18 protein-coding genes are annotated in these 21,413 nt (G+C 48.8%); 4 read left to right on the top strand and 14 right to left on the bottom strand.

Translation table 11 applies throughout. The features are described from left to right. Nucleotides 1-187 precede the first annotated feature (187 nt). From HXT44_RS01835 to HXT44_RS01800, 8 genes are all read right to left on the bottom strand, one after another. Nucleotides 188-2,875, bottom strand: a complete 2,688-nt coding sequence (locus HXT44_RS01835; RefSeq protein ID WP_421783019.1) for an ATP-binding cassette domain-containing protein — start codon at nucleotides 2,873-2,875, stop codon at nucleotides 188-190. Nucleotides 2,876-2,929: 54 nt separating this feature from the next. Beyond that, complete coding sequence (locus tag HXT44_RS01830) at nucleotides 2,930-3,538, bottom strand: ECF transporter S component (protein ID WP_004105192.1); 609 nt, start codon at nucleotides 3,536-3,538, stop codon at nucleotides 2,930-2,932. A 667-nt stretch (nucleotides 3,539-4,205) separates the two neighbouring features. Beyond that, nucleotides 4,206-4,979: a DUF4191 domain-containing protein gene (locus tag HXT44_RS01825; RefSeq protein WP_064621921.1), complete on the bottom strand. Its 774-nt coding sequence runs from the start codon at nucleotides 4,977-4,979 to the stop codon at nucleotides 4,206-4,208. A gap of 153 nt (nucleotides 4,980-5,132) precedes the next feature. Beyond that, entirely contained in the window at nucleotides 5,133-5,771 is a 639-nt protein-coding gene (locus tag HXT44_RS01820; protein WP_004110609.1) for a DUF3043 domain-containing protein, read from the bottom strand. Nucleotides 5,772-5,979: 208 nt separating this feature from the next. Further along, nucleotides 5,980-7,347 carry a dipeptidase gene (locus HXT44_RS01815; protein WP_116994867.1) on the bottom strand — a complete coding sequence of 456 codons (1,368 nt, stop codon included), beginning with the start codon at nucleotides 7,345-7,347 and terminating at the stop codon, nucleotides 5,980-5,982. 372 nt (nucleotides 7,348-7,719) lie between these two features. Next, nucleotides 7,720-8,271: a low molecular weight protein-tyrosine-phosphatase gene (locus HXT44_RS01810; protein ID WP_410310994.1), complete on the bottom strand. Its 552-nt coding sequence runs from the start codon at nucleotides 8,269-8,271 to the stop codon at nucleotides 7,720-7,722. Nucleotides 8,272-8,317: 46 nt separating this feature from the next. Then, a complete protein-coding gene (locus HXT44_RS01805; RefSeq protein ID WP_421783016.1) occupies nucleotides 8,318-8,977 on the bottom strand; it encodes a dihydrofolate reductase in 660 nt (219 codons plus the stop codon). 82 nt (nucleotides 8,978-9,059) lie between these two features. Continuing rightward, nucleotides 9,060-9,932 carry a thymidylate synthase gene (locus tag HXT44_RS01800; RefSeq protein WP_004110615.1) on the bottom strand — a complete coding sequence of 291 codons (873 nt, stop codon included), beginning with the start codon at nucleotides 9,930-9,932 and terminating at the stop codon, nucleotides 9,060-9,062. A gap of 151 nt (nucleotides 9,933-10,083) precedes the next feature. Between HXT44_RS01800 and HXT44_RS01795 the strand changes: the two genes are divergently transcribed. Both HXT44_RS01795 and HXT44_RS01790 read left to right on the top strand, forming a co-directional pair. Continuing rightward, nucleotides 10,084-10,503, top strand: coding sequence for an OsmC family protein (locus tag HXT44_RS01795; RefSeq protein ID WP_410310992.1), 420 nt, complete (start codon nucleotides 10,084-10,086; stop codon nucleotides 10,501-10,503). Nucleotides 10,504-10,680: 177 nt separating this feature from the next. Next, nucleotides 10,681-11,982, top strand: a complete 1,302-nt coding sequence (locus tag HXT44_RS01790) for a glycosyltransferase (protein WP_410310991.1) — start codon at nucleotides 10,681-10,683, stop codon at nucleotides 11,980-11,982. A 672-nt stretch (nucleotides 11,983-12,654) separates the two neighbouring features. Here the strand turns inward: HXT44_RS01790 and HXT44_RS01785 are convergent. The 3 genes from HXT44_RS01785 to HXT44_RS01775 form a co-directional block, all read right to left on the bottom strand. Then, on the bottom strand, nucleotides 12,655-13,680 hold the full coding sequence (locus HXT44_RS01785; protein WP_004105206.1) for a universal stress protein: 1,026 nt from the start codon (nucleotides 13,678-13,680) through the stop codon (nucleotides 12,655-12,657). Between the two features lie 141 nt (nucleotides 13,681-13,821). After that, nucleotides 13,822-14,544, bottom strand: a complete 723-nt coding sequence (locus tag HXT44_RS01780) for a C40 family peptidase (RefSeq protein ID WP_410310990.1) — start codon at nucleotides 14,542-14,544, stop codon at nucleotides 13,822-13,824. A 113-nt stretch (nucleotides 14,545-14,657) separates the two neighbouring features. Continuing rightward, the gene (locus HXT44_RS01775; RefSeq protein ID WP_410310989.1) at nucleotides 14,658-15,803 is read right to left on the bottom strand and encodes a CHAP domain-containing protein; all 1,146 of its coding nucleotides are present in this window, start codon (nucleotides 15,801-15,803) and stop codon (nucleotides 14,658-14,660) included. A 185-nt stretch (nucleotides 15,804-15,988) separates the two neighbouring features. On the opposite strand from HXT44_RS01775, the gene HXT44_RS01770 reads away from it, so the two are divergent. Next, nucleotides 15,989-16,255: a DUF2530 domain-containing protein gene (locus HXT44_RS01770; RefSeq protein ID WP_410310988.1), complete on the top strand. Its 267-nt coding sequence runs from the start codon at nucleotides 15,989-15,991 to the stop codon at nucleotides 16,253-16,255. 49 nt (nucleotides 16,256-16,304) lie between these two features. On the opposite strand, the gene HXT44_RS01765 is transcribed toward HXT44_RS01770, so the two are convergent. Then, nucleotides 16,305-17,573 (bottom strand): sensor histidine kinase, encoded by a 1,269-nt coding sequence (locus HXT44_RS01765; protein WP_410310987.1) that lies wholly within the window; start codon nucleotides 17,571-17,573, stop codon nucleotides 16,305-16,307. 189 nt (nucleotides 17,574-17,762) lie between these two features. Here HXT44_RS01765 and phoU point away from each other — a divergent pair, with 189 nt between their 5' ends. Further along, a complete protein-coding gene (phoU, locus tag HXT44_RS01760; protein ID WP_103013925.1) occupies nucleotides 17,763-18,443 on the top strand; it encodes a phosphate signaling complex protein PhoU in 681 nt (226 codons plus the stop codon). A 156-nt stretch (nucleotides 18,444-18,599) separates the two neighbouring features. Here phoU and HXT44_RS01755 read toward each other — a convergent pair whose 3' ends face one another. Beyond that, nucleotides 18,600-19,340: a phosphoglyceromutase gene (locus HXT44_RS01755; protein ID WP_410310986.1), complete on the bottom strand. Its 741-nt coding sequence runs from the start codon at nucleotides 19,338-19,340 to the stop codon at nucleotides 18,600-18,602. Nucleotides 19,341-19,675: 335 nt separating this feature from the next. Further along, nucleotides 19,676-21,373: a lysine--tRNA ligase gene (gene lysS, locus HXT44_RS01750; protein ID WP_410310985.1), complete on the bottom strand. Its 1,698-nt coding sequence runs from the start codon at nucleotides 21,371-21,373 to the stop codon at nucleotides 19,676-19,678. Nucleotides 21,374-21,413: the final 40 nt, after the last annotated feature.

Raw genomic sequence — 21,413 nt, 5'->3', positions numbered from 1 at the left:
GAAAGCACAGTGTGCTTTCAACGCAAGCGAGGTCTGCCTTCGTTAATAAAGACGAAGGCAGGGCAGGTTAGTATGGTTGTGCTTTAGAAACTAGATTGTGACTGGGGATGCGAGGCGAAAAAACGGCAGAAAGTTTACAGCCGCGCGCAGTTTATGCCGCCTGCGCACGCAATCGCGCGCACAGCCATCACGCGCCACCGAGGAAGGCAAAGGTGCCAAAGTAAAGCGCAGCCGCAACAGCAACCGACGGCACAATCGCGCACACAGCAAAAATCCACCAGTCGCGTGCACGCACACGACTCACCCTAGCGTGCGAACGCGCACCAACTCCCCCAAAACCGCGTGCTTCCATAGCAGTAGCGAGCGTCGTCGAACGTCGAATCGAAAGCACAAGCAGCGCAAACGACTGCGGGAAGAACGCCCTCACGCGATGCTCATCACCCAAACCGCGCGAACGCCTCGACGCAGTCAGCGCCGCCCAATCATCCTGTAGCACGCCAAACAGCCTAATTCCAGCCAAACCGCCGTACACGAATCGATCCGGCAAATGTAGCACCTGACTGAAAGCATCCGCCAAATCCGTAGCATCAAGCCCAATCACCATCACAATCGACGGCACGCCAATCGCCAAAATCCTAAGCGAAGTTGCAACAGCCAGCATAGCCGAACGATCCGTAGCATGCATCAGCCACCACTGGAACCAAGTATTTCCGCCACTTTTGCCGTATAGTAACACAGTGAGCGCGGAAGTCGGCGCACCCACCCACACAGGCCACGAAAGGCGAATCACACGCCATGGCGGAAGCTTAATGCACGCAAAAATCACAAATTCCAGCAGCAACGCAACCGAAGCAGAAACGCAATCAAGCGTAAAAAGTAGCGGAATCGAAGCCGCGAACGCTCCAAAAATGCGAAATACTGGATTAATTGACGCAAGAAGCGGCGATTTGCTTGAAAGTTTCGCTTCCTCGTCGCGATTGTTTACAGCGCTCACTTTGATACGCGAAATGTCTGTTGCGCCGGTAGTTGCGGAAAGCGCTTCGGAAGATTTCACTTCGGAAGCACTCACTTCAGCAGCACTCATTTCAGCAGCTTCAGCTTTCACATCCGGCACAAGCTCAACCAAGCGCGCACCCAACACCTCAACCAGCTCACGGTCGTGCGTCACCACAATAATGCTCACACCCTCGCTGCGAAGGCTTGCAATCAAGCGAATAATTTGCAACCAAGTTTTGCGATCCTGCCCAAAAGTCGGCTCATCCAAAATCAACACACGCGGAGCCGCAGCAAGCGACGCCGCCACAGTCAGACGACGCTTTTCACCTCCCGAAAGCGTGTACGGATTCGCCTTCGCGTAACGAGCCAAACGGAATCGCTTCAGCAACTCCTGAGCCTTCACTCGCGCCTCATCTGCCGAAACACCCGTGCGAAGCGGCCCCAACATAACCTCATCCAACACCGAACCACACGCAAACTGATGCTCCGGATTCTGAAAAACGTACGAAATGCGCTTCGCCAAATCAGGCGACTTCCACTTCATTGGATCCGTACCATTCGTGCCTTGAGCAAGAGCATCACTCGCCACAACCTCGCCGCTTACTGCCGGCAAAAGACCAGCCAAAGTGAGCGAAAGCGTTGATTTTCCAGCACCGTTCGCGCCGACCAAAGCCGTAATCTGCCCGGCTTTAAACTCAAGATTGATGTGACGCGCAATCGGCTCGCTATTATGGCTGATTGCGAGGTCCTTCGTGGAAAGTAGCACTTCTCCGTAGCCTTCTGCTGGACTGCAGTTTTCGTAATATTTTTCAGAAGATTCTGCATTTGCGGAAGAATTACTTACGGAAGATTCATTTGCAGAAGATTTTACGTTTTTCTTGTAGCGTTCCGGAAGCCAAATACCCAGATCCTCAAAGTCCAAATCGGTGCGATTAAACACCTCGTCTGGCGTGCCGTCCGCCACAATCACCGTGCGCGAAGAAGCCACGCGCGCAATATCGTCGTCGTGAACGGTTTCGTTGTTCGCAGCTTTTCCGTTCGCAGCTTCATCATTCTCAAGCCCAAGCACAACCACGCGGTCAATCATGTCAATCCACGGTTCCGCGTGATGCTCCACAAGCACCATCGTGGCATGCGTCGAATCCAAAACCGCGCGCACAGCACCAACAATCTGCTGCGTGCCATCCGGATCCAAATTCGCAGTCGGCTCGTCCAAAAGCAGCACACTCGGCTGCATAGCGAGCGCGCCAGCAAGCGCCAAACGCTGCATCTGACCGCCACTTAAATGCGAAGTTGAGCGATGCAATTGCAAGCCATCCAACCCAACTTCTTTAAGACTTTTGCGCACGCGATCCCAAATCTCGCTGCGCGGAACGTTCATATTTTCCGGACCAAACGCAACGTTATCCCCCAAACGCTGGAAAATCGCCTGTGCATCCGGATCTTGCAAAACCAAACCAACACGACCGCGCGCACGTCGAACCGGCACGCCGTCAACCAAAACGCAACCCTCGCTCACACCACCATCGGCATCTTCGACGAGAGTGGTTTGCTGGGATTTTGCGCTATTTTTCGCCACAAAATCATTGCCAATAAGACCTGCCGCGCCGCTTAAAATCGTGGATTTACCGATGCCTGATGCACCAAGCAGCAACACGCGCTGCCCCGCCTTAATCGTGAGGTCCAACCCGCGCACAGCAAAAGCGCGACGGGAAGCATGACGATAACCCCAGTTTTCAAAACAAAGTTCAGCGTTACTTGCGTTAGAAGCGTTATCACTAGCTCTACTTGCGTCACTAGCGTTGCTGATACTCTTGCGATCACTTAAATCTGTTGGAAGGAAAGTTTCAGATTCTTGCGATTGAGTAGCATCAGGCATAGTAAATCCTTTATGGCAATGATAGATTTTAGTTATTTCTTAATACGCTATTCGCTATTTTTCGCGTATTTCGCGACCGGACGCAAACTGATCCAACGCGCCGGTCTTAGCGATTCCCACATACAAGAACCACATTAAAACACCAGCAAACACAATTCCGGAAACCACTGTGCTGGCGAAGTATGGAAGACCATACTTGCCGAATACGCTAACAGCCTGCAACTTACCGAGGAAGGTGTAACCCCAGCAACCAATACCAGTCAATGCGCCGGAAAGAATCATTGTGTTCAAATTCCACTTCTTGTAAGCGAAAATAATGAACGCAATTTCAGCAAACAAACCCTGAACTACTGCAATAGCGAAGGTTTCAGCACCACCCCACTGATTGCCCATCAAAGCTTCGAGCACGCCAGCTACGACTTCAGCGTAAATAGCAGCACCCGGCTTACGCACGATTACTGCGGCCAAAGGAGCAGCGAAGAGCCAAAGACCGTTAATAAGACCTGCAAAACCTGGAAGAATGCTGTTTAGCGCAGTCCATGGAACCTCACTAAAAATGGCAACAACCCAATAAATAAAAGCAGAAACAACGCCAATTACGGAAGCAACTGCGATGTCTGCAACACGCCACTGCATGTTGGACTGATAATTTTCTTCTGACATAAAAATGTGCCTTTCTTGTTACGTGTTGCAATGCGTTACATTGTGCGCAATGCAATATTTTGCGTTACATGTGTACATTACGATGCTGTGCGTCAAACGCGTTACATTGCGATGCGTTACATGCAATACTTTGCGTTACAAAGAAACCTTGCAACACCTCTCCAGGCACGGGAAAAACAGACCTCCGTGCGCCGGTATTACCCGGATTCACGTTCAAGCGGTTTTCTCTCAGCTCTGAATGTTCACGCTTGCATAAGCGAGAACACAGAGCACCCGTGTCGATTGACGATTGTACGGCACTGCGTCGACGCCAACCCTCCAAACGCGCGCGACGACCTGCTTGAGCGCAGCACAGCGCGCGCAAGCAACTCGGAGCGGAAACTCGCTTAGGTTGGAAGTCCAGTGGACTTCCAACGCGAGTTTCGTAAGCGAGCGCGTAACCCGCGCGAGCGTCCTCTCACGTCTGGAGCAATACGCCACACCAAACACTCCAAACACGAGAAAAGCACCCCATATTTGGAGCGTATGGCAACAATAAACCCTCCAAATGTGAGATAACGCGCGCGCTGTGCTGCGCTCAAACAGGTCCGTCACGTCAATAAAAAACGTGCGCAAGCACCGAACAAACGCCACTTACGCACGCAACAATAAGGCTAAAACATAAAATTTACTTACCGCGCATTGCACGACGGCTGATGCGCTGCGGACGCGTTGGATCGATGCCCTTCGGAATGCCAAATCCACTCTTGCTTTGCAACGTGCGCAAACGCTCATTCAAAATCGCAAGCTCCGTCTTAGTAAGGAAGAATCGGCGGTTCGGATGAATTTTATCGAACAACGCAAACTTGTGCTTCACAGGCTGTAGCGTCTTCGAGCGCAACACCTTTCCGCGCAATTCTTTAAGCTTCACCTGATTTTCGCCATTACCAACAGCAATACGGTATACAGGTATATTAGATCCGGCAGTAACGCTTTTAATAGCGTGCTCCTGTCGATCCATAGCATGCATTAAACGCTCGTAATTACCCTCACCAACGAGGAAAATTCCGTTAAAACCAGTGCCTCGCCAAAGCGCATCCTTCGTGCGCGCATCCACCCACACAGGCTGCTGCGGAAAAGTAAAACCGCCCTTATTAATCGCAGAAATAATGCCGGCAGCCGCACCCGGGCGACCTTCCAACTTTGCGTAACCAACTTTATCTGCGCGCTTCGTAAGCACAACAGTAAACAGCAGCAAACCAAGCATCACCGCTGTAATAAGCATCATAATCCACATCAAAATGGACCAACGAGATACAATTCCAAGAATTACAGCAACCAAAATCGGCGCAGCAAACGCGCAAGACAACCACAAAGGCAGCTGCTTATCGTCAGAATGCGTGTACTTATAAATACGTATAATCTGCGAGAACATGCCCTGCTTTTTCTTAGGCTGCTTCATGCCTTGCGTCGCACCCTTCGACGCGCCTTGCGATTTGCTTTGTGCTTTATCTTGTGCCATGCGTTTACCCCATAATATTCGCGTTATTTTGAGTATCCCAAATAATAATAGTAGCTTGTGCAAATATTAATAAATTTGCACTTACTTTTGCACTTACTTCGGCCAGTTACCACGCTTTGCGCTACTCGGCTTAGGCAAACGCCAGCGACGAAGCTGCATAGCGCGGCTGAATGCATACATGCCGGAACGCGACTTGCGCGACACAGCCACATCGCCAAAACGACGAATCAGCTCCTTGCGCAACTTACGCCACATAACAAACATGTCAATTACAGATGCAAACAAATACGCGTACAAGAACACTGCAAAAACAAAATAAACAATCACAAATTTAGATAGCGCAAACAAGCAAATCATAATCAGCACTGCAACTGGTATGAAAAACTCGCCAATATTAATTCGAGCATCCACGTAATCGCGAATATACACACGCCACGGAAGCTGCTCAATTTTTGGCATATGCACCAAATCGCCAGTGCGCATTGCGTTGTATTGCAAATTCTCAGATTCGCGAAGACGAGCGCGCGCGCGTTTTGCACTTTCCTTGCGATCTGCCGGCACTAGTGGACGAAGCTTTTGCGCCTGAGCAGCGTTGCGCTTAGGAGTCGGCGCGTTTTTTTCGCGAGATTTCGTCGCTACGGACGATTCTGCATCCGCTACTTTCTTTTGCGACGAAGGAGTAGACGCGCCCTCATTATTGGCAGTTTTCTTTGCAAATGGATTCCATGTCATGTTTGCAGATTACTCAACAGACTAGACGCATGCAGACGCGGCGGAAACGGCAGAAAATTTACAGTAACGTAAAATTTCGGTCGAGAATCGCCACAAAAACGGCAGAAACTTTACGCGCATGTAAAGAAAAAGGGGTACATATCAAAAAACGGCAGAAACTTTACAGCGTTGCAAAGTTTATGCCGCCTTCGCGCAAAATTAGCCAGAATTACTCGCCCAATCGATCCAAAAGCAGCGCTTCCGTCACAATATTTCCGCGCAAACCAGAAAGCGAAATCGACTCGTTCGGGCTGTGTGCATTAGACTTAGGGTCTTCCGGACCCGTCACCAGCACCTGCGCCTTCGGGAAGATGCGCTGAAGCTCAGGAATAAACGGAATCGAGCCGCCCTCGCCCTTGTTTACCGGCTCCACGCCGAAAGCATCGCGCATAGAAGCGAGCGCATCCTTCGTTGCAACAGCATCCGGATCCATTGCCCAACCCATGCCGTTATCAATCGGCTCTGCAGTAACTTCCGCACCAAAAGGCGCGTGAGATACCAAGAAGTCGCACAACGCTTTTTGCGCTTCTTCCGGACGCTGCGAAGGCGCGGTACGAAGCGAAAGACGCAACTTAGTTTCGTGCGCAATCACATTAAAACTGCCCTCAACAGGATGTGCGTCCATGCCGATTACCGTCAGGCTTGGCTTAGTCCACATGCGCGCGGCGAGAGAACCGGTGCCTGCAAGCTTATAAGAATCGACCACGGAAGCGTCGGCGCGCACTTGTGCTTCGTCCAAATCGCGCTGCAAACCGCCAACCGGTTCCTGTGCTTCAATTCCAGGAACTGCCAAGTCGCCAGCTTCGTTGTAAAGCGAGGCAATAAGCATGGAAGCGAGCGTGTAAGCGTCCAAAATCGGACCGCCAAACTGTCCAGAATGCACTTGATGACCAAGTACTTTAACCCTTACATCCACGTCGGTATTTCCACGCAAACTCGTTGTAAGACTTGGGATTTCGGCGGACCAATTGCCAGAATCAGCCACAATGATTACGTCGGATTCGAACTCGTCTTTATGCGATTCAATGAACGGGATGAAGCTTGGCGAGCCCATCTCCTCTTCGCCTTCGATGAAAACCTTAATATTTACGCGCAAATCGTCGCTTAGTGCGCGCAAAGCTCCGTAGTGAATTGCGATTCCGCCGCCGTCGTCAGCTGAGCCGCGTCCGTAGAGACGACCGTCGCGCTCTGTGCCTTCAAATGGGTTGGTTTCCCACTCGGATGGGTCCGGCACTGGCTGCACGTCATGGTGAGCGTAGAGCAAAACCGTTGGCGCGCTTGGGTTTACGATACGAGAGCCGACCACTTCGAAAGCTCCTGGAGTGCCGTCCGGATTCGTGGACTGCTCGACGCGCGCGTCAATACCAACCTCACGCAATACCCCAGCCACGTATTGCGCGGACTTGCGCATATGCTCACCAGCAATGCCATTAGCCGACACCGCAGCCAGCGAAATCTTCTTATTCAGCACGGAAACCACGTCATTCCAGGCGTTTTGCACGCGAGCGCGCACGTCTTCGACAGCCAAATCTGCCATAAATCCTCCCAACTAAAAGCAACAGAGCGGTAATTGATGCCTGTAAAACTATACCTATAAATTATACCCAAACTATGTCCGCAAACTTTTTCGCAAACGCTTGCGCTATAAGTGCTCAAGCATGTCGTCGCGCACTAACCCAAATTCAGGGAAATATGCGCGCGTTTGGGGACTTATACACTACCCAAGTCCACAATCGCGGGGTAACTCGCGCGCAAATGGGGACTTGTACTCCACCCAAGTCCACAAACACGCGGAAGTATGCGCGCAAATGTGGACTTACGCACTACTCAAGTCAACAAACGCGGGTAAACACGCGCGCTACGCTTTATGCGCTCAAGCAGGTCGTCGCGCACGTTTGAAGCGTCCAGCTTAGTCAGCCCTCTCAATGCGCGCGGCAACCCAATCGACAATATAAGGCGCGCACTGCTCAATCTGATCCATCGCAACCTCAAACTCGTACGGACCGCCGTACCACGGATCAGCCAAATCGAGCAACATCTCGCGACCAGGCTGCGGCTTAGGAAGCGATGGATCAAACGCGCGGTACATGTGCACAAGTTCGCGCTTTTGCGGCGGCAACAAACGCAAAAGCGAGCGCATATGCGAAGCCGTCATAGGCAAAAACAGGTTCGTTTCCGCAATCTCATCCGCTTCAATTCGATGCGCAAAATGCGAAGCAGGAAGCCTGTATCCGCGCTTAGTTAATTCCCTTTGCGCGCGGCGATCAATCGGATTGCCATACTCTTCGTCGCTTACACCGCTGGAACGCACAGCAACGACGTCGCCCAATCCCCTCAATTGAAACTCGTTGCGCAACACGATTTCCGCCATTGGCGAGCGACAAATATTGCCTGTGCAAACCGTCATAACGGTATATGGGTGACGCGCGTCAACCTTGATTTTGCTTGATTCTTCAGTCATATTTCCTCGTTTACTTTGCGGTTTTCGTTTACTTTGCGATTCTCGTTTACTGCGCAGGCTCATATACCATAAACCGGTATCGTGCAGGATTGCTTTCGCTACCAACCTTAAGCAGCGCTTCCTCAAACTCACCTTCGCGCGCAACATGCCATTTTCCTGCATCAACCAATGCATGAATGTTTGGAGCAAATGTGTCCGCTGCAACTTTCGCGTCAATTTGCGTTACGTAAGCTGCGTCCGCATGATAATTCGCAAGCATCTCGCGCAAAATCGCAGCGCCACCAATAACCCAGATTGCGCGTCCGTCTTGAGGCGAGTCTTGCGGAAAGTCTTGAGATGCGTCTTGAGATACACTTCCCTGACTTCTCAGCGTTTCCCTATTTTCCAGCCATTCGCGCGCATAATTCAAAGCCGCGTCAATGCTAGTAAAACTACGCGCACCATCCGCAACAAAATCGGGATTATGCGTAACAACAATATTTTCACGCCCAGGCAACGGACGGAATTTCGGCGGCGTCGCATCCCACGTGCCACGACCCATAATCACAGGGCAACCGATAGTCATCGCCTTAAAATAGCGCAAATCCGGCGAAAGTCGCCACGGCATACCTCCGTTTACACCCATCGCGCCTGGCTTGCCGTCCAAACCAAAAGCCTCGCCCCAAATCAGTCGCACAGGAAAATTATGCGACACGCTGTTTGCCATATACGCACCTCACACGCTAAATCAAGCTAAAAATTAAACTAAATCAAGCAAAATAATTCGCAACCAATCAAACCGCAATCAATCACACAGCAACCGGTGCTTTAATCGTCGGATGATGCTTGTATTCAACCACCTTAAAATCGCTGTAATCGTAATCAAAAATCGAATCCGCCTTACGAATTTCAAGCTGCGGATACGGGTATGGCTCGCGCGAAAGCTGCTCGAGCACCTGCTCAACGTGATTGTCGTAAATATGGCAATCGCCGCCCGTCCACACGAACTCGCCCGGCTCAAGGCCTGCCTGCTGAGCCATCATCATCGTCAAAAGCGAGTAGGATGCAATGTTAAACGGCACGCCGAGGAACATGTCGCAAGAACGCTGGTAAAGCTGGCACGAAAGCTTGCCGTCAGCAACGTAGAACTGGAAAAGCGAGTGGCAAGGCGGCAACGCCATATGTTCAACTTCCGCAGGATTCCAAGCGCTAACAATCATGCGGCGAGAATCTGGGTGATTCTTCATAAGATCCAGAACGTTTGCGATTTGGTCGATTGTGCGGTTTGGATTTTCCGCTGTCGGAGCCGGCCAACTCCTCCACTGCACGCCGTAAACAGGGCCCAAATCGCCGTTTTCGTCCGCCCACTCGTCCCAAATATGAACGCCGTTTTCTTGCAACCAACGCACATTACTCGAGCCTTTAAGGAACCAAAGCAGCTCGTACGCAAGTCCTTTGAAAAACACGGTTTTCGTGGTAATCAGCGGGAAGTATTTGCTAATATCGAAGCGAATTTGCTGACCAAAAAGCGAAATCGTGCCAGTGCCTGTGCGATCTGATTTTAAAGTGCCTTCCGTAAGGATTTTTCGCACTAAATCCTCGTAAGGAGTTGGGATGCTGGAAAGCGGTTTTTGTGGTACGCGCGCGCGAATTGCGGCAAGTTCTTCTTCTGTTAAAGCCATGCTGCCATGTTAACAAAGTGCTAATAAATTTAAAGAATCGCGCTCGTAAAACCATATGCCTACCGCGCAAAACGCTAACTTCTGCAATTGAACGCAAAGTTACAATCCTTACGATAACATGAACAAATACGACTACAGCAAAGGAGCAAAAATGTCTAGAAGATTATGGGTAGAGCGCAACGAAGACGGCACTTGGGAAGCACACAGCGACGACGGTGTGAGCTTGAAGTTTGGTCACAGCGAAAGCATGTTCAACCCGGTTGAATTAATGCAAATCGCTTTAGCTGGTTGCACAGCTCTTAGCAGCCAGTACGCTGCAGAACACGCTATTGGCGAGGGCGCTGGAGCGCGAGTTGTAGTAAACGGCACGTACGACGCGGAAGAAGGCACATACTTGCGTTTTCAAGAAGACGTCACTCTTGACGCAAGTGGCGCAAAACCTGCACTCAGCCAGGAAGATGCGTCCGCACTAAAAGAGCGCATGGAACGCCACATTTCCAGGGGTTGTACTGTTAAACATACGCTCGAAAAAGGCGCGCAAGTTAGCGTAAACGTTACGGTTCGCAGCTAGAATAAGCCAAAAGTCGCGAAAAATCACACTAAACTTGCACTAAACTTGCACTAAACTTGCACTAAACTTGCACTAAACTTGCACTAAACTTGCACTAAACTTGCACTAAAATTCACCACGTGTGGCACAATTGAGTACACAAGATATTTGCGCAATAATGACGCTACGCATGCATGTATGCAACCGGAGGAAACTTTGAAAATCGCTATTTTTACCGAAACGTATCCACCGTACATAAATGGCGTCGCAACACAGTCTTATATGCTCAAAAAGATGTATGAAGAGCTTGGGCATGAAGTGCTAGTAGTCACGGTCGGCTCCGAAAAACAGCGCAAAACCAAGCTTGAAGATGGAGTTGTTTACGTTCCGGGCATATTGCTTAAAAAGCTTTACAAATACCGCGTTGCGCTTCCGATTGGTCACATGCGAAAGCAACTTCCTCTTAAATTTAAGCCGGATGTCATTCATATTCAAAACGAATTTGGCATTGGCGAAATCGGCTTGGAAGTAGCAAAAAAAGAGCATATTCCCGTTATTTACACGCTTCATACAGAATACGATAAATTCCTGTTTTACATTGGCTTAAAGCATTTTACTGAGTTCTCTCGCAATATTTCGGCGAAATATTTTATGCGATTCTCGAAAAATGCCACAATTATTACGAGCATGTCTCCTAAAGCACAGGCATATATTGACCGTCAGAAGGTTGATAAAAAAGTAATTGTGCTGAATAATGCTGTGGAATATAAAAAGTTCCTACCAACGCCTGAGCGACTTGCATTCCGCAAAGCTTTCCGCGAAAAATATGGCGTTTCTGACTCTACTAAGCTGTTTGTTTTCGTTGGTAGAATCGGCGCTGAAAAAAATATTTCAGAATTAATTGACAACTTTATGTATTGCGATTTTCCTCGCGAAAAAGCGCGCTTATTTGTTATTGGCGGCGGTCCTGATTTGGAATCGTTGCGCAAGCGCGTGGCAGATAATGGTTTTGACGACAGAATTTGCTTGCTTGGGCCTATTGCTCACACGGAAATTCCAAAGTATTTGCACGCAATGGACTACTACACAACCGCATCACTTTCCGAAATGCACTCACTTTCGATGTTAGAAGCAATGGCTTCCGGTCTGTTTGCGCTTGTAAAGCATGATGTACCGAATGAGAAGCAGATTATCAGCGGTCAAAACGGGTATCAGTGGGATACTAAGGAAGATTTTAAGGCTGTTTTTAGTAAAGTTTTGAATATGAGCGAGGCTGAGCAGGCTCAGCTTAAGGCGAACGTGCTCGAGTATTCGAAGAATAACGATTTTAAAAGCCAAGCACTTGAGCTGCTTAAGATTTACAAGCGCGCAATTGAGATGAACAAGGAAAAGCTCACTGAGAAGAAAGCTAAGCGAGATGCCAGGCGCGCGCGTTTTATGCTGAAAAAGCGCGAGAATACTGAAGCGGAGTCGCAAGAGCCGCAAAAGCCGCAAGACTAGATGACCTGCGCGCTCCAAATGTGGGATAAAATCCCCGGCAAATGTGGTCAGCTTCGGCAAAACCGACAACAAACGCCAGTAAAAACTCCGGCAAATGTTTCACTACGCCGGTCTTCAGACACGCGCGCAGCGCGACGACCTGCTTTCGCGCTGCGATTTTAGCGCGCGAAGGCAATTCGGAGCGGAAACTCGCTTAAGTTGGAAGTCCAGTGGACTTCCAACTTAAGCGAGTTTCGCGCGCGAGCGTAATCAGCGCGAGCGCAATCTGCACGAATGTCTCAAAACAAGCAAAATGAGACCCTAACGCAGTACGCAATCTGCACTAATGTCCGAAAACAACCAAACAGAGACAATAACGCAGTAACTCATCTGCACCAGTGTCTCAAAATGGGCAAAATGAGACACGCGCGCAGAAAGCAAGTCAACGCTAGTAATTCAGTGCTCAAGCAGGTCGTCAGCGCACACAAAACACAACCTAGTTTCTAAAGCATAACCACACAAATCTGTCCTGCCTTCGTCAATCGAGACGAAGGCAGACCTCGCTTGCGTTGAAAGCACACCGTGCTTTCAACCCTAAGCAAGCTCGGCGCTCCGAGTTGCTTTCGCGCGCGCTGTGCTGCGCTCAAGCAGGTCGTCGCGCCAATGCGAGCGTTATCCCAAGCAGTCGTTGCATTATCGCAGCGGATCGATTGTTTGCTCAATCTCCTTAGCAGCTTCTTTACCAGCCTTCGGCACATCAACCTCATGCACTCCGGAAATATCGTCAATAGACGCTTCAGAATGCTGCTTTTGCGCTGCCGCAACCTGAGCTGCACTAAATTCCACATACTTGCGCGGCACAACGTACACAGGCCTCGAAGAATGCTGCAACAATCCCTGGCTAATCGAGCCAAGCAGCAAACCGGTAAAGCCACCACGACCGCGAGAACCAACAACCACAAGATCATGATTCAAACTAGCTTGAGTCAAAGCTTCAACAGCAGAACCAGGCACAACAGTTCGATGAATTTGCAAATCCGGCAAACGCTGCAAAATTGGCTTCACGCGCTCCTCAAGATCCTCCATGTACGATCCCATAACAGCGGTGTCGCCCTCAGCACCTTGCACTCTTGGCACTGCGGAAATAACATCAAGCTCAGCATGCCAGCTATCCGCCAAATCAGCCGCAATTTCAAGAGCTTTAAGCCCCCACTTTGACTCGTCAGAACCAACAGCCACACGCGTAATCGTATTATTCAAATGAATACGCTGACCGTCATCGTCAGTGTAAGGCACAACCACAATTGGGCAATACGCATAAGCTGGAAGCGAAGAACTAGTTGTGCCGAGCAAACGCTCTGCCAAGCCACCTTTGCCGCGATTGCCAATCACAATAAGCTGATAGTTACGAGAAAGCTCCACGAAAACCGAAGAAGGATCACCCGTAACAATTAGCGTAGTCGCGTCAACACCCTGCTCAAGAGCAACAGCTTTTGCTTTAGATAGAATTTCTTGTGCATCGTGATGAGCTGCATTATCGTCACCAATCGCAGTGTAAGTGGCATCAAAAGAAACAGCAGCATAACTTGGCAACGAATAAGCGCAAACAATTTGCAATTGCAACCCAGCATGCTTTGCGTAATTTGCAGCCCACCAAACCGCTTTATAGCTCGCGTGCGAGCCGTCAACTCCAACCAATACAGCTTTTTCTGGGATCATTGCCAACCTCCTCATACTTGCACTTGCGACAGCAGCGTCACTCGCGCACAACTTGTAAATACTATTGTAGCGTAATTTTAGATTGAGTGTTGGCCAGTTTTGCGATATATGACTACAGAAACTCTACAGAAGCTATAGAAACTACAGAACGCGACGAATAGAGTATCCGCCTGGGAACACGCAGCGGATAGGATCGTACTTAGTGCCAGCAAGCTGCGAATTAATTACCATGCCGTTACCAACATAAATAGAAGCATGCTGCGCATTCGCGATAATGTCTCCAGGCTGCGCTTGAGCCAAACTTGGGATTGGGGTTCCAACAGTTGCTTGCGCTCCAGAAGTACGAGGCAAAGAAATACCAACACTAGCAAAAACATACTGCACAAAACCGGAGCAATCCCATCCAGCAGGAGTATTGCCACCGCTGCGATACGGAACTTTGCCTAAGAATTGAGTAGCAAAATTCAAAAGAGAGGCAACAGACTTACCGTCAGGAGGAACTACAGAAGCAAGAGGAACCTGCTCAACACCACTGCGGAAACCAGAACGGCTTGCAGCGGCATTTCCAGCAAAAGCACGGCGTGCCGTTTCAGCAGCTTGTTCGCTAGGAGTCTTAGTTTGAGGTACATTCAAGCTTTCTATGCCACCCCAATGAGAATTTGCGTCGACATCAGTAGAAGTAGATTCAGTTAAAATATCGCGACGCACATTCGTCACCTTTGGAAATGCGCGCGTAGAAGTGACAGCTGACTCGGAAAGCTCATGCGAAGACTCTGCCATGGCGAATGGCGCCATAACAGTAAGCATTGAAGCTGCAGCGGCAGCTGATACAAAAACTGAGAAAATTCTACTTTGTTTTAGCATACTTTCCGTAGTGTATCATCTGGGTATTACATACGAGAAAAATAGCAACGCCAGTAATAAGCAAACTAATTTTAGCAAACCAGCTCTAGTAACGAAGCTTCAGTAATGCAGCTTTAGTAATGAATAAACTGATATTGAGAAACTTCCTTAGCATCAAACTTGCGCGAAAAAGTTCGTCCTTGATAAGAAGCACCACATTCAGAAGTTTCAATAGAACCGTCTGAATTAATTTTTTCAACAACTGCAACGTGCCCATAGAATGGATCAGAACCAGCCTGACCCGAGCGGAACACCATGATATCACCAACATGACGAGCGGAATTATCTACCCAATAGCCAAGACTGCGCGCAGAATCAGCCCACATATTTCCGTTACCAAAATGCGAGCCAACAGGCAAACCTAACTGATGGCGGCGAATATACACCCACCACGTGCACTGGCTGAACTCATACGCGTTACCGGTATCCCCAGTTGCGTGATTTGGATTAAAGCCCTTCGGCAAAACGTCAAAGTCTTTATCTATCAACAAAGCAACCTTAGGATTATTCGCAGCAGAACGCGACATTTCCGCAATATTAAAGCCTGAATCAGAACCTAAATTCCACGAATCAGACTTCGAAGATATAGTAGAAAAAGTGCCAGGTTGTACTGAATTAGCAACCTTATTGGCTAAGTTTCCATGCTTCGAATCCGAGCGAGCAGAACTATCTTCATTCGCGTTATTTGCAGCATCAGCAGAGCCCGCATTATGCGATTTTTTAGCAGCATTCTCAATAGAGTCAACAGCATTATTAATAGTCGCCATAGGATTAAGAGACTCGCGCTGGCTAGAACGCGAAACTGTTGAAGATGCGTCGCCAACTGCAGTCATAGACGGCTCAAATTCGGAAGCGCGAGCATCAAAACTATTAACCTTAGTTAAAGCCATAGTAGCTGCAACAGTACCAACCATTGCAACAAGAGAAGCCGAAAGTATTACATTGTGACGACGCTCATTAGCAAGCTTAGACAACCTAAGCGCGCGCCTGCTTTGAGGAACAAGCTCCTGCAAACGCTCAGAAACAGCTTCTGGAAGCTCTACAACAGCACCATTGCTAGTAGCAACCGCAGCCAAACGCTCACTAACACGATTAGCCTGAACAGAACGCATACCGCGCACACTATGCGCACCATGCGCGCCATGCTGAGCTACAAACAGCGAAAGCGGCGAATCACCACGCCTCTTTGCTTTTGTGGCACCATGTGCAGCATGTCTCATACTAATCACTTTCTTATGTTAAACGTGGAACGCAGCGCACAAACGCTACACCCCCAACTGATTTTCTTCCAATCTTCTATGTGAAAGGTTACAACGTGGTTAGGATGTAAGAAACGCACACAACCTAAATCCGCCAATTTTCGCGCTTAAGCTGCACTTGTCACACTTAGACTTCGGTAAGTTGTATGGTTGGAAGTATGAAATTTGCACCTATAGTTAATCCTGATGCACGAAAAGCAGCACCAAAACCGCTGCGCGTTGATTTGCGAAAGGTTTTTGCTATAGGAACGATCGCGTGGCTAGTCGCAACAATAATTGCGCTCATCGTTGCGTTATTGCATATTACAACTTGGTTTCCTGTGCTGTTTTGCGTATCGGGAACAATTATTGGCGTTCTGCTATTAATTTGGGAACATTTTGACCGCTGGGACTACAGGCGCTTAGGAAAATAGTTTATTGCTGATTTGCTACTTGCTAACTTGCAACTTACTTACTTGCTGCTTATTTATTTGCAATTGGTAGCGCAAAACTTACGGTAGTACCCTGCCCCGGCATACTCCAAAGCGTAATATTTCCGTGGTGCGTAAGTGCCACATGCTTAGCAATTGCAAGCCCTAAACCTACACCATCCTGGCTTTGACTATTTTGATTATTCGCACGATAGAATCGTTCAAAAATTCGCGACTGATCTTGCAAATCAATGCCAACTCCGCGATCTACAACACGAATCACAGCGTATTGACCATCTGTTGAAAGTGACACAGATAGCGAAACTGTAGAATTTTTTGGAGAATACGTAATTGCATTCTCAACTAATTTCCGCACTGCAGCTTGAATTTGCGAAATTTCACCGCGCACGCATAAGTGCGAATCAACTTTTGACACGACGCGTACGCAACAATCCTTAGCAAACGCAGCAACTTGATTTTGCACATACGACAAAACATCATTCAAAGAAAATACTTGCGCAGAATCTAAATCAATAGGATTTTGAGCGCGAACCAGCCATAACAAATCTTCAAGCATGTGCTCAAGTTTCTTGGAAGATTTACCGGCAATTTGCGCAATATCTTTAATTTTTTGCGCAGATACCTGTTCATTTTGCAAAACTTTCGTAAGCTGAGTTAAGTTGCGAGTAGATCGCATTAACTGCTCAGAAACGTTGGAAATAAAGTCGTCGCGAGTTTGCGCAAAACGGTGAGCTGCACTCGTATCCTCAATAATTACAACTACAATACCGCCTCCAATGCTTCCAGCCGTAACAGTAAGCCAATTAGGGCGCGAAACAGTGGTTGACTCTTGAGGATTTGCAGTTATTGACACATAACGCTCAGGGGTCGAAGTGACCAAAGAGAAGCGCTCGAATCCGCCAGAAGCGCGTACGGAATTAACAGCTTGAAGAACGCGAGACTGACATAGAGAATCATCGCTAACAACACCCAGCAAATAAGCTTCAGAACTTGCGCGAATTACGTCATTGTTGGCATCAATGACAACAGTTGGCATGTCGAGCATTGCCAAAACTTGGGACGCGTCGTCACTGATGTCGTCACTTGCGTTGTCGCTGATGTCGTCGGTTATGTCGTCGCTTTCGTCATACTTTGCGCCATACCTTGCGCCACGAATATAATTAAACGCTCGCTTAAAAAGACGCAAAACTGTAGAAAACCAATCCGACATCAACACACACAACGAAAGCACAACGCACAACGCAAGCACGCCGAAAGCAACAAATACAACGATCACAACCGCAGAAGAACCTTGAGGCATACTCCTATAATCTCATATTTTGCGCGCTTTTGTAACTATGCAACTAAAAAGCGGCAGAAACTTTACACGGCTGTAAAGTTTCGGTCGCTTCGTTACCAGCATCGTCTATAATTACATAGGATGCCTGACTTATAGCGACGTGCAAACTAGGCGTTCAAATAAACTCACAGCACTGAGAAAGGACGCACCATGCGAGTAATTTTCAACGAAGAAATGAAGGCGATTGCTTCAAACCTCGAACGCATGGCAGAACTTGTAGCAAAAGCTATGAACGATGCTGGAAGCGCGCTTTTAAACGCGGATTTGGAAGCTGCTCAAACTGTTATCGATAAAGACGCAGACTTAGACGCTTTAGAAGCAAGCACTATTGACCAATGCTTGACTTTGCTTGCTCGCCAAAACCCTGTGGCAACGGACTTGCGCGAAGTTGTAGCTACAATGCGATTAGCTGCAACGTTTGAACGCATGGGAGATTTAACAAGTCATATCGCTCAAATTACTAGACGAACCTGGCCTGAATCTGCTATTGCGCAAGAAGGACGCGAAACTATTGTTGCAATGGTTGATTTCTTGCACGAACTGTCAGGCCGCTTAACGACCATGGTTGCAAATCGCGATGTGCAAATGGCGGAAACTATTATTGCTGGCGACGATGCGCTCGACAAATTGCACGAGAAGATTTTTGAGCTGGTAGAAGGCGAAAATTGGAAGGGTACACGCAGGCAGTTAATTGATGTCGTTCTGCTTAGCCGCTTTATTGAGCGAATTGGAGACCATTGCGTTGCCGTCGCAAGGCAAATTGTGTTTATTGTTTCCGGATTCGATCCGTCCAAGAAGCCGGAGCCAGATAAAGACACGGTTGTAGCGTAAAGCGGTTACAGCGAAACGCGCTACGCAATTTCAAGTTACTCAAAAGTGCGCACGAAAATAAAACGTGAATAAAAAAGTAGGTCTGCAAATCAATTGCAAACCTACTTTTATTGTAAAAGCTAACTTAAGCAGTTCAAAGCTAACTTAATCAGAGTCTCACTTCTGACCTTGAGCAGCCACGGCAGCAGCGCCGGCAGCAGCAGCTTCTGGATCCAAATACTCACCGCGAGGCTTGATTGGCTTGAAGTTCTCATCCAACTCGTAAAGCAGAGGAATAGCGGTTGGAATGTTCACCTTGGAAATCTCTTCCTCGCTCAAGTTGTCGAGCATCTTAACGATTGCGCGCAAGCTGTTGCCGTGAGCAGCAATCATTACAGTCTTGCCGGACTTAAGCTCTGGAATAATATCCGACTCCCAGTAAGGAGTTACGCGAGTCACAACGTTTGCCAAAGCTTCAGTTTCTGGAACTGGATCGCCTGCGTAACGAGGATCATTCGTCTGAGAATACTCATCGTTTGGATCAATCTCAGGAGGTGGAGTTGCGTAAGAACGACGCCAAATCATGAACTTCTCATCGCCATATTCCTGACGAATCTCAGACTTGTTCTTACCTTGCAAAGCACCATAATGACGCTCGTTCAAACGCCAGCTGCGACGAACTGGAATCCACAAGCGGTCGGCTGCATCAAGCGCGTAATTCGCGGTATTGATAGCGCGGCGAAGCAAAGAAGTGAACACGATGTCTGGAAGAACGTTCTTCTCTTTAAGAAGCTCGCCACCATGCTTAGCTTCCTCAACACCCTGCTCAGTCAGCGGTACATCAACCCAACCAGTGAACTGATTGGTCTTATTCCATGCGCTCTGACCATGTCGGAGCAATATTAATTTGTATGTCATAGTCACCTAGTTTATTAACGCCTTACGACGACAGACCCAAATGCTCCAAATGTGAGAAAAGTTGCGCACATTTGGAGCGATACACCACACCAAACACTCCAAACGCGGGCGCGACGACATGCTTGAGCGCAGCACAGCGCGCGAAAGCAACTCGGAGCGGAAACTCGCTCAAGTTGGAAGTCCAGTGGACTTCCAACGCGAGTTTCGTAAGCGAGCGCTTATAGCGCGAGCGTCCCATCGCAAATGGAGCACTACGCAACAACCTCATCGCATACAAAAAAGCCGCTGAATGTTAACCAACATCCAACGGCTTTATATCCCTTAAAACTTACCAACTAGCGAAGAGGCTTCACGAGTGGGAACGTAATTGTCTCGCGAATAGTTGCGCCAGTAAGAGCGATCAGCAAGCGATCAATACCCATTCCCATGCCGCCAGCAGGAGGCATACCGACACCGAGAGCCTCAATGAAGTCCTCGTCAATATCCATTGCCTCAACATCGCCAGCCAAAGCATCCTTGGCTTGAGCAACAAAGCGCTCGCGCTGCACAACAGGATCGTTAAGCTCGGAATAGCCGGTTGCAAGCTCAAAGCCGCGCACGTACAAATCCCACTTTTCGACCATTCCAGGCTTCGTACGATGACCCTTAACAAGCGGGCTCGTCTCAACTGGGAAGTCGCGCACAAACGTTGGCGCGTAAAGCTTATCCTCGTAGAAGTGCTCCCACAAGTGCTCAACCAATTTGCCGTGATTCTCCACTTCGTCGCGCTCAACACCAAGCTTGTCTGCAATCGCACCCAAATGCTCAACGGAAGTTTCCGGCGTAATCTCCTCGCCCAAAGCCTCAGAAAGCGAGCCGTACATGGTAATCTGCTTCCATTCGCCACCAAAATCGTATTCTTCGCCGTTGAGCAAAGTCACCTTAGTAGATCCGAATGCGTCTAGTGCAGCCTTCTGAATCAACTCCTTGGTAAGAGCAGCAATCGTATCGTAGGTGCCGTAAGCTTGGTAAGCCTCAAGCATTGTAAACTCTGGAGCGTGAGTTGCATCCACGCCTTCGTTGCGGAAATCGCGGTTGATTTCGAACACGCGCTCAATGCCACCAACCAAGCAACGCTTCAAGAAAAGTTCAGGCGCAATGCGCAAATAAAGATCAATGTCGAAAGCGTTCATGTGAGTTGTAAATGGACGAGCAGCAGCACCGCCATGAACCGTTTGCAACATTGGAGTTTCGACTTCCAAGAAGTCATGACTGTCGAAAGTGCGGCGAAGCGAAGCCACAGCGCGCGAACGCCTGCGAACCATATCGCGAATCTTCTCGTCCGCAATCATGCCAATATAAGGCTTGCGCGTACGAGTGTCGTCGCTTAATTCCTTATGCAAAGCCGGAAGCGGCTGCAAAGCCTTAGCCGCAATCGCCCACTCGGTTGCAAATACAGAAAGCTCGCCAGTCTTAGAAGAAATCACGCGACCACGAACGTACAAGTGGTCACCCAAATCCACCATCTGCTTAAAACTTTTAATGGACTCCTCACCAATTTCCTTCTTGGAAACCATCGCCTGAATCGTAGTACCGTCACCGGCAGAAAGCTTAACAAAGCACAAGCCGCCAGCGTTACGCAAGAAAAGCACGCGACCTGCAATACCAACCTCGGTATCGGTTTCTTCGCCTGCTTCAAGCTTGCCATCGAAATCAGCACGCACCTTTTCGATTGTGTCAGTAACGTTAAGATGCACAGGATAAGGCTGCACACCCTCCTTAAGCATCATTGCGCGCTTAGCAACGCGCATCTGTACCTGCTCAGGATGAGCTTGTGGCCCAAATTCTTTATTGCTTGGGTCGATTGCTTCATCCAGGGTTGCGCCTTCGTTTACGCGCTTGGCGATTGCCTCGTCTTGAGCGAGTAACATTTCGGCATGTTCAACAGTGTCAATTTCATTGACGGTATCTGTTGCTTCGTTTTCTGCTGCATTTTTAGCGGCAGATTCTGCGGCACTTTGCGCGGCAGACATTGCAGTATTGGTGTCAGTCATAAACGCTAATTGTAGCCAGTAGGTAATACAGGTTTTATAC

The sequence above is a fragment of the Gardnerella sp. DNF01198P genome, assembly GCF_049244165.1.
GTDB lineage: Bacteria > Actinomycetota > Actinomycetes > Actinomycetales > Bifidobacteriaceae > Bifidobacterium > Bifidobacterium swidsinskii.
The sequence above is the reverse complement of the archived record's forward strand: the minus strand, read 5'-3'. Positions and strand labels throughout refer to the sequence as shown.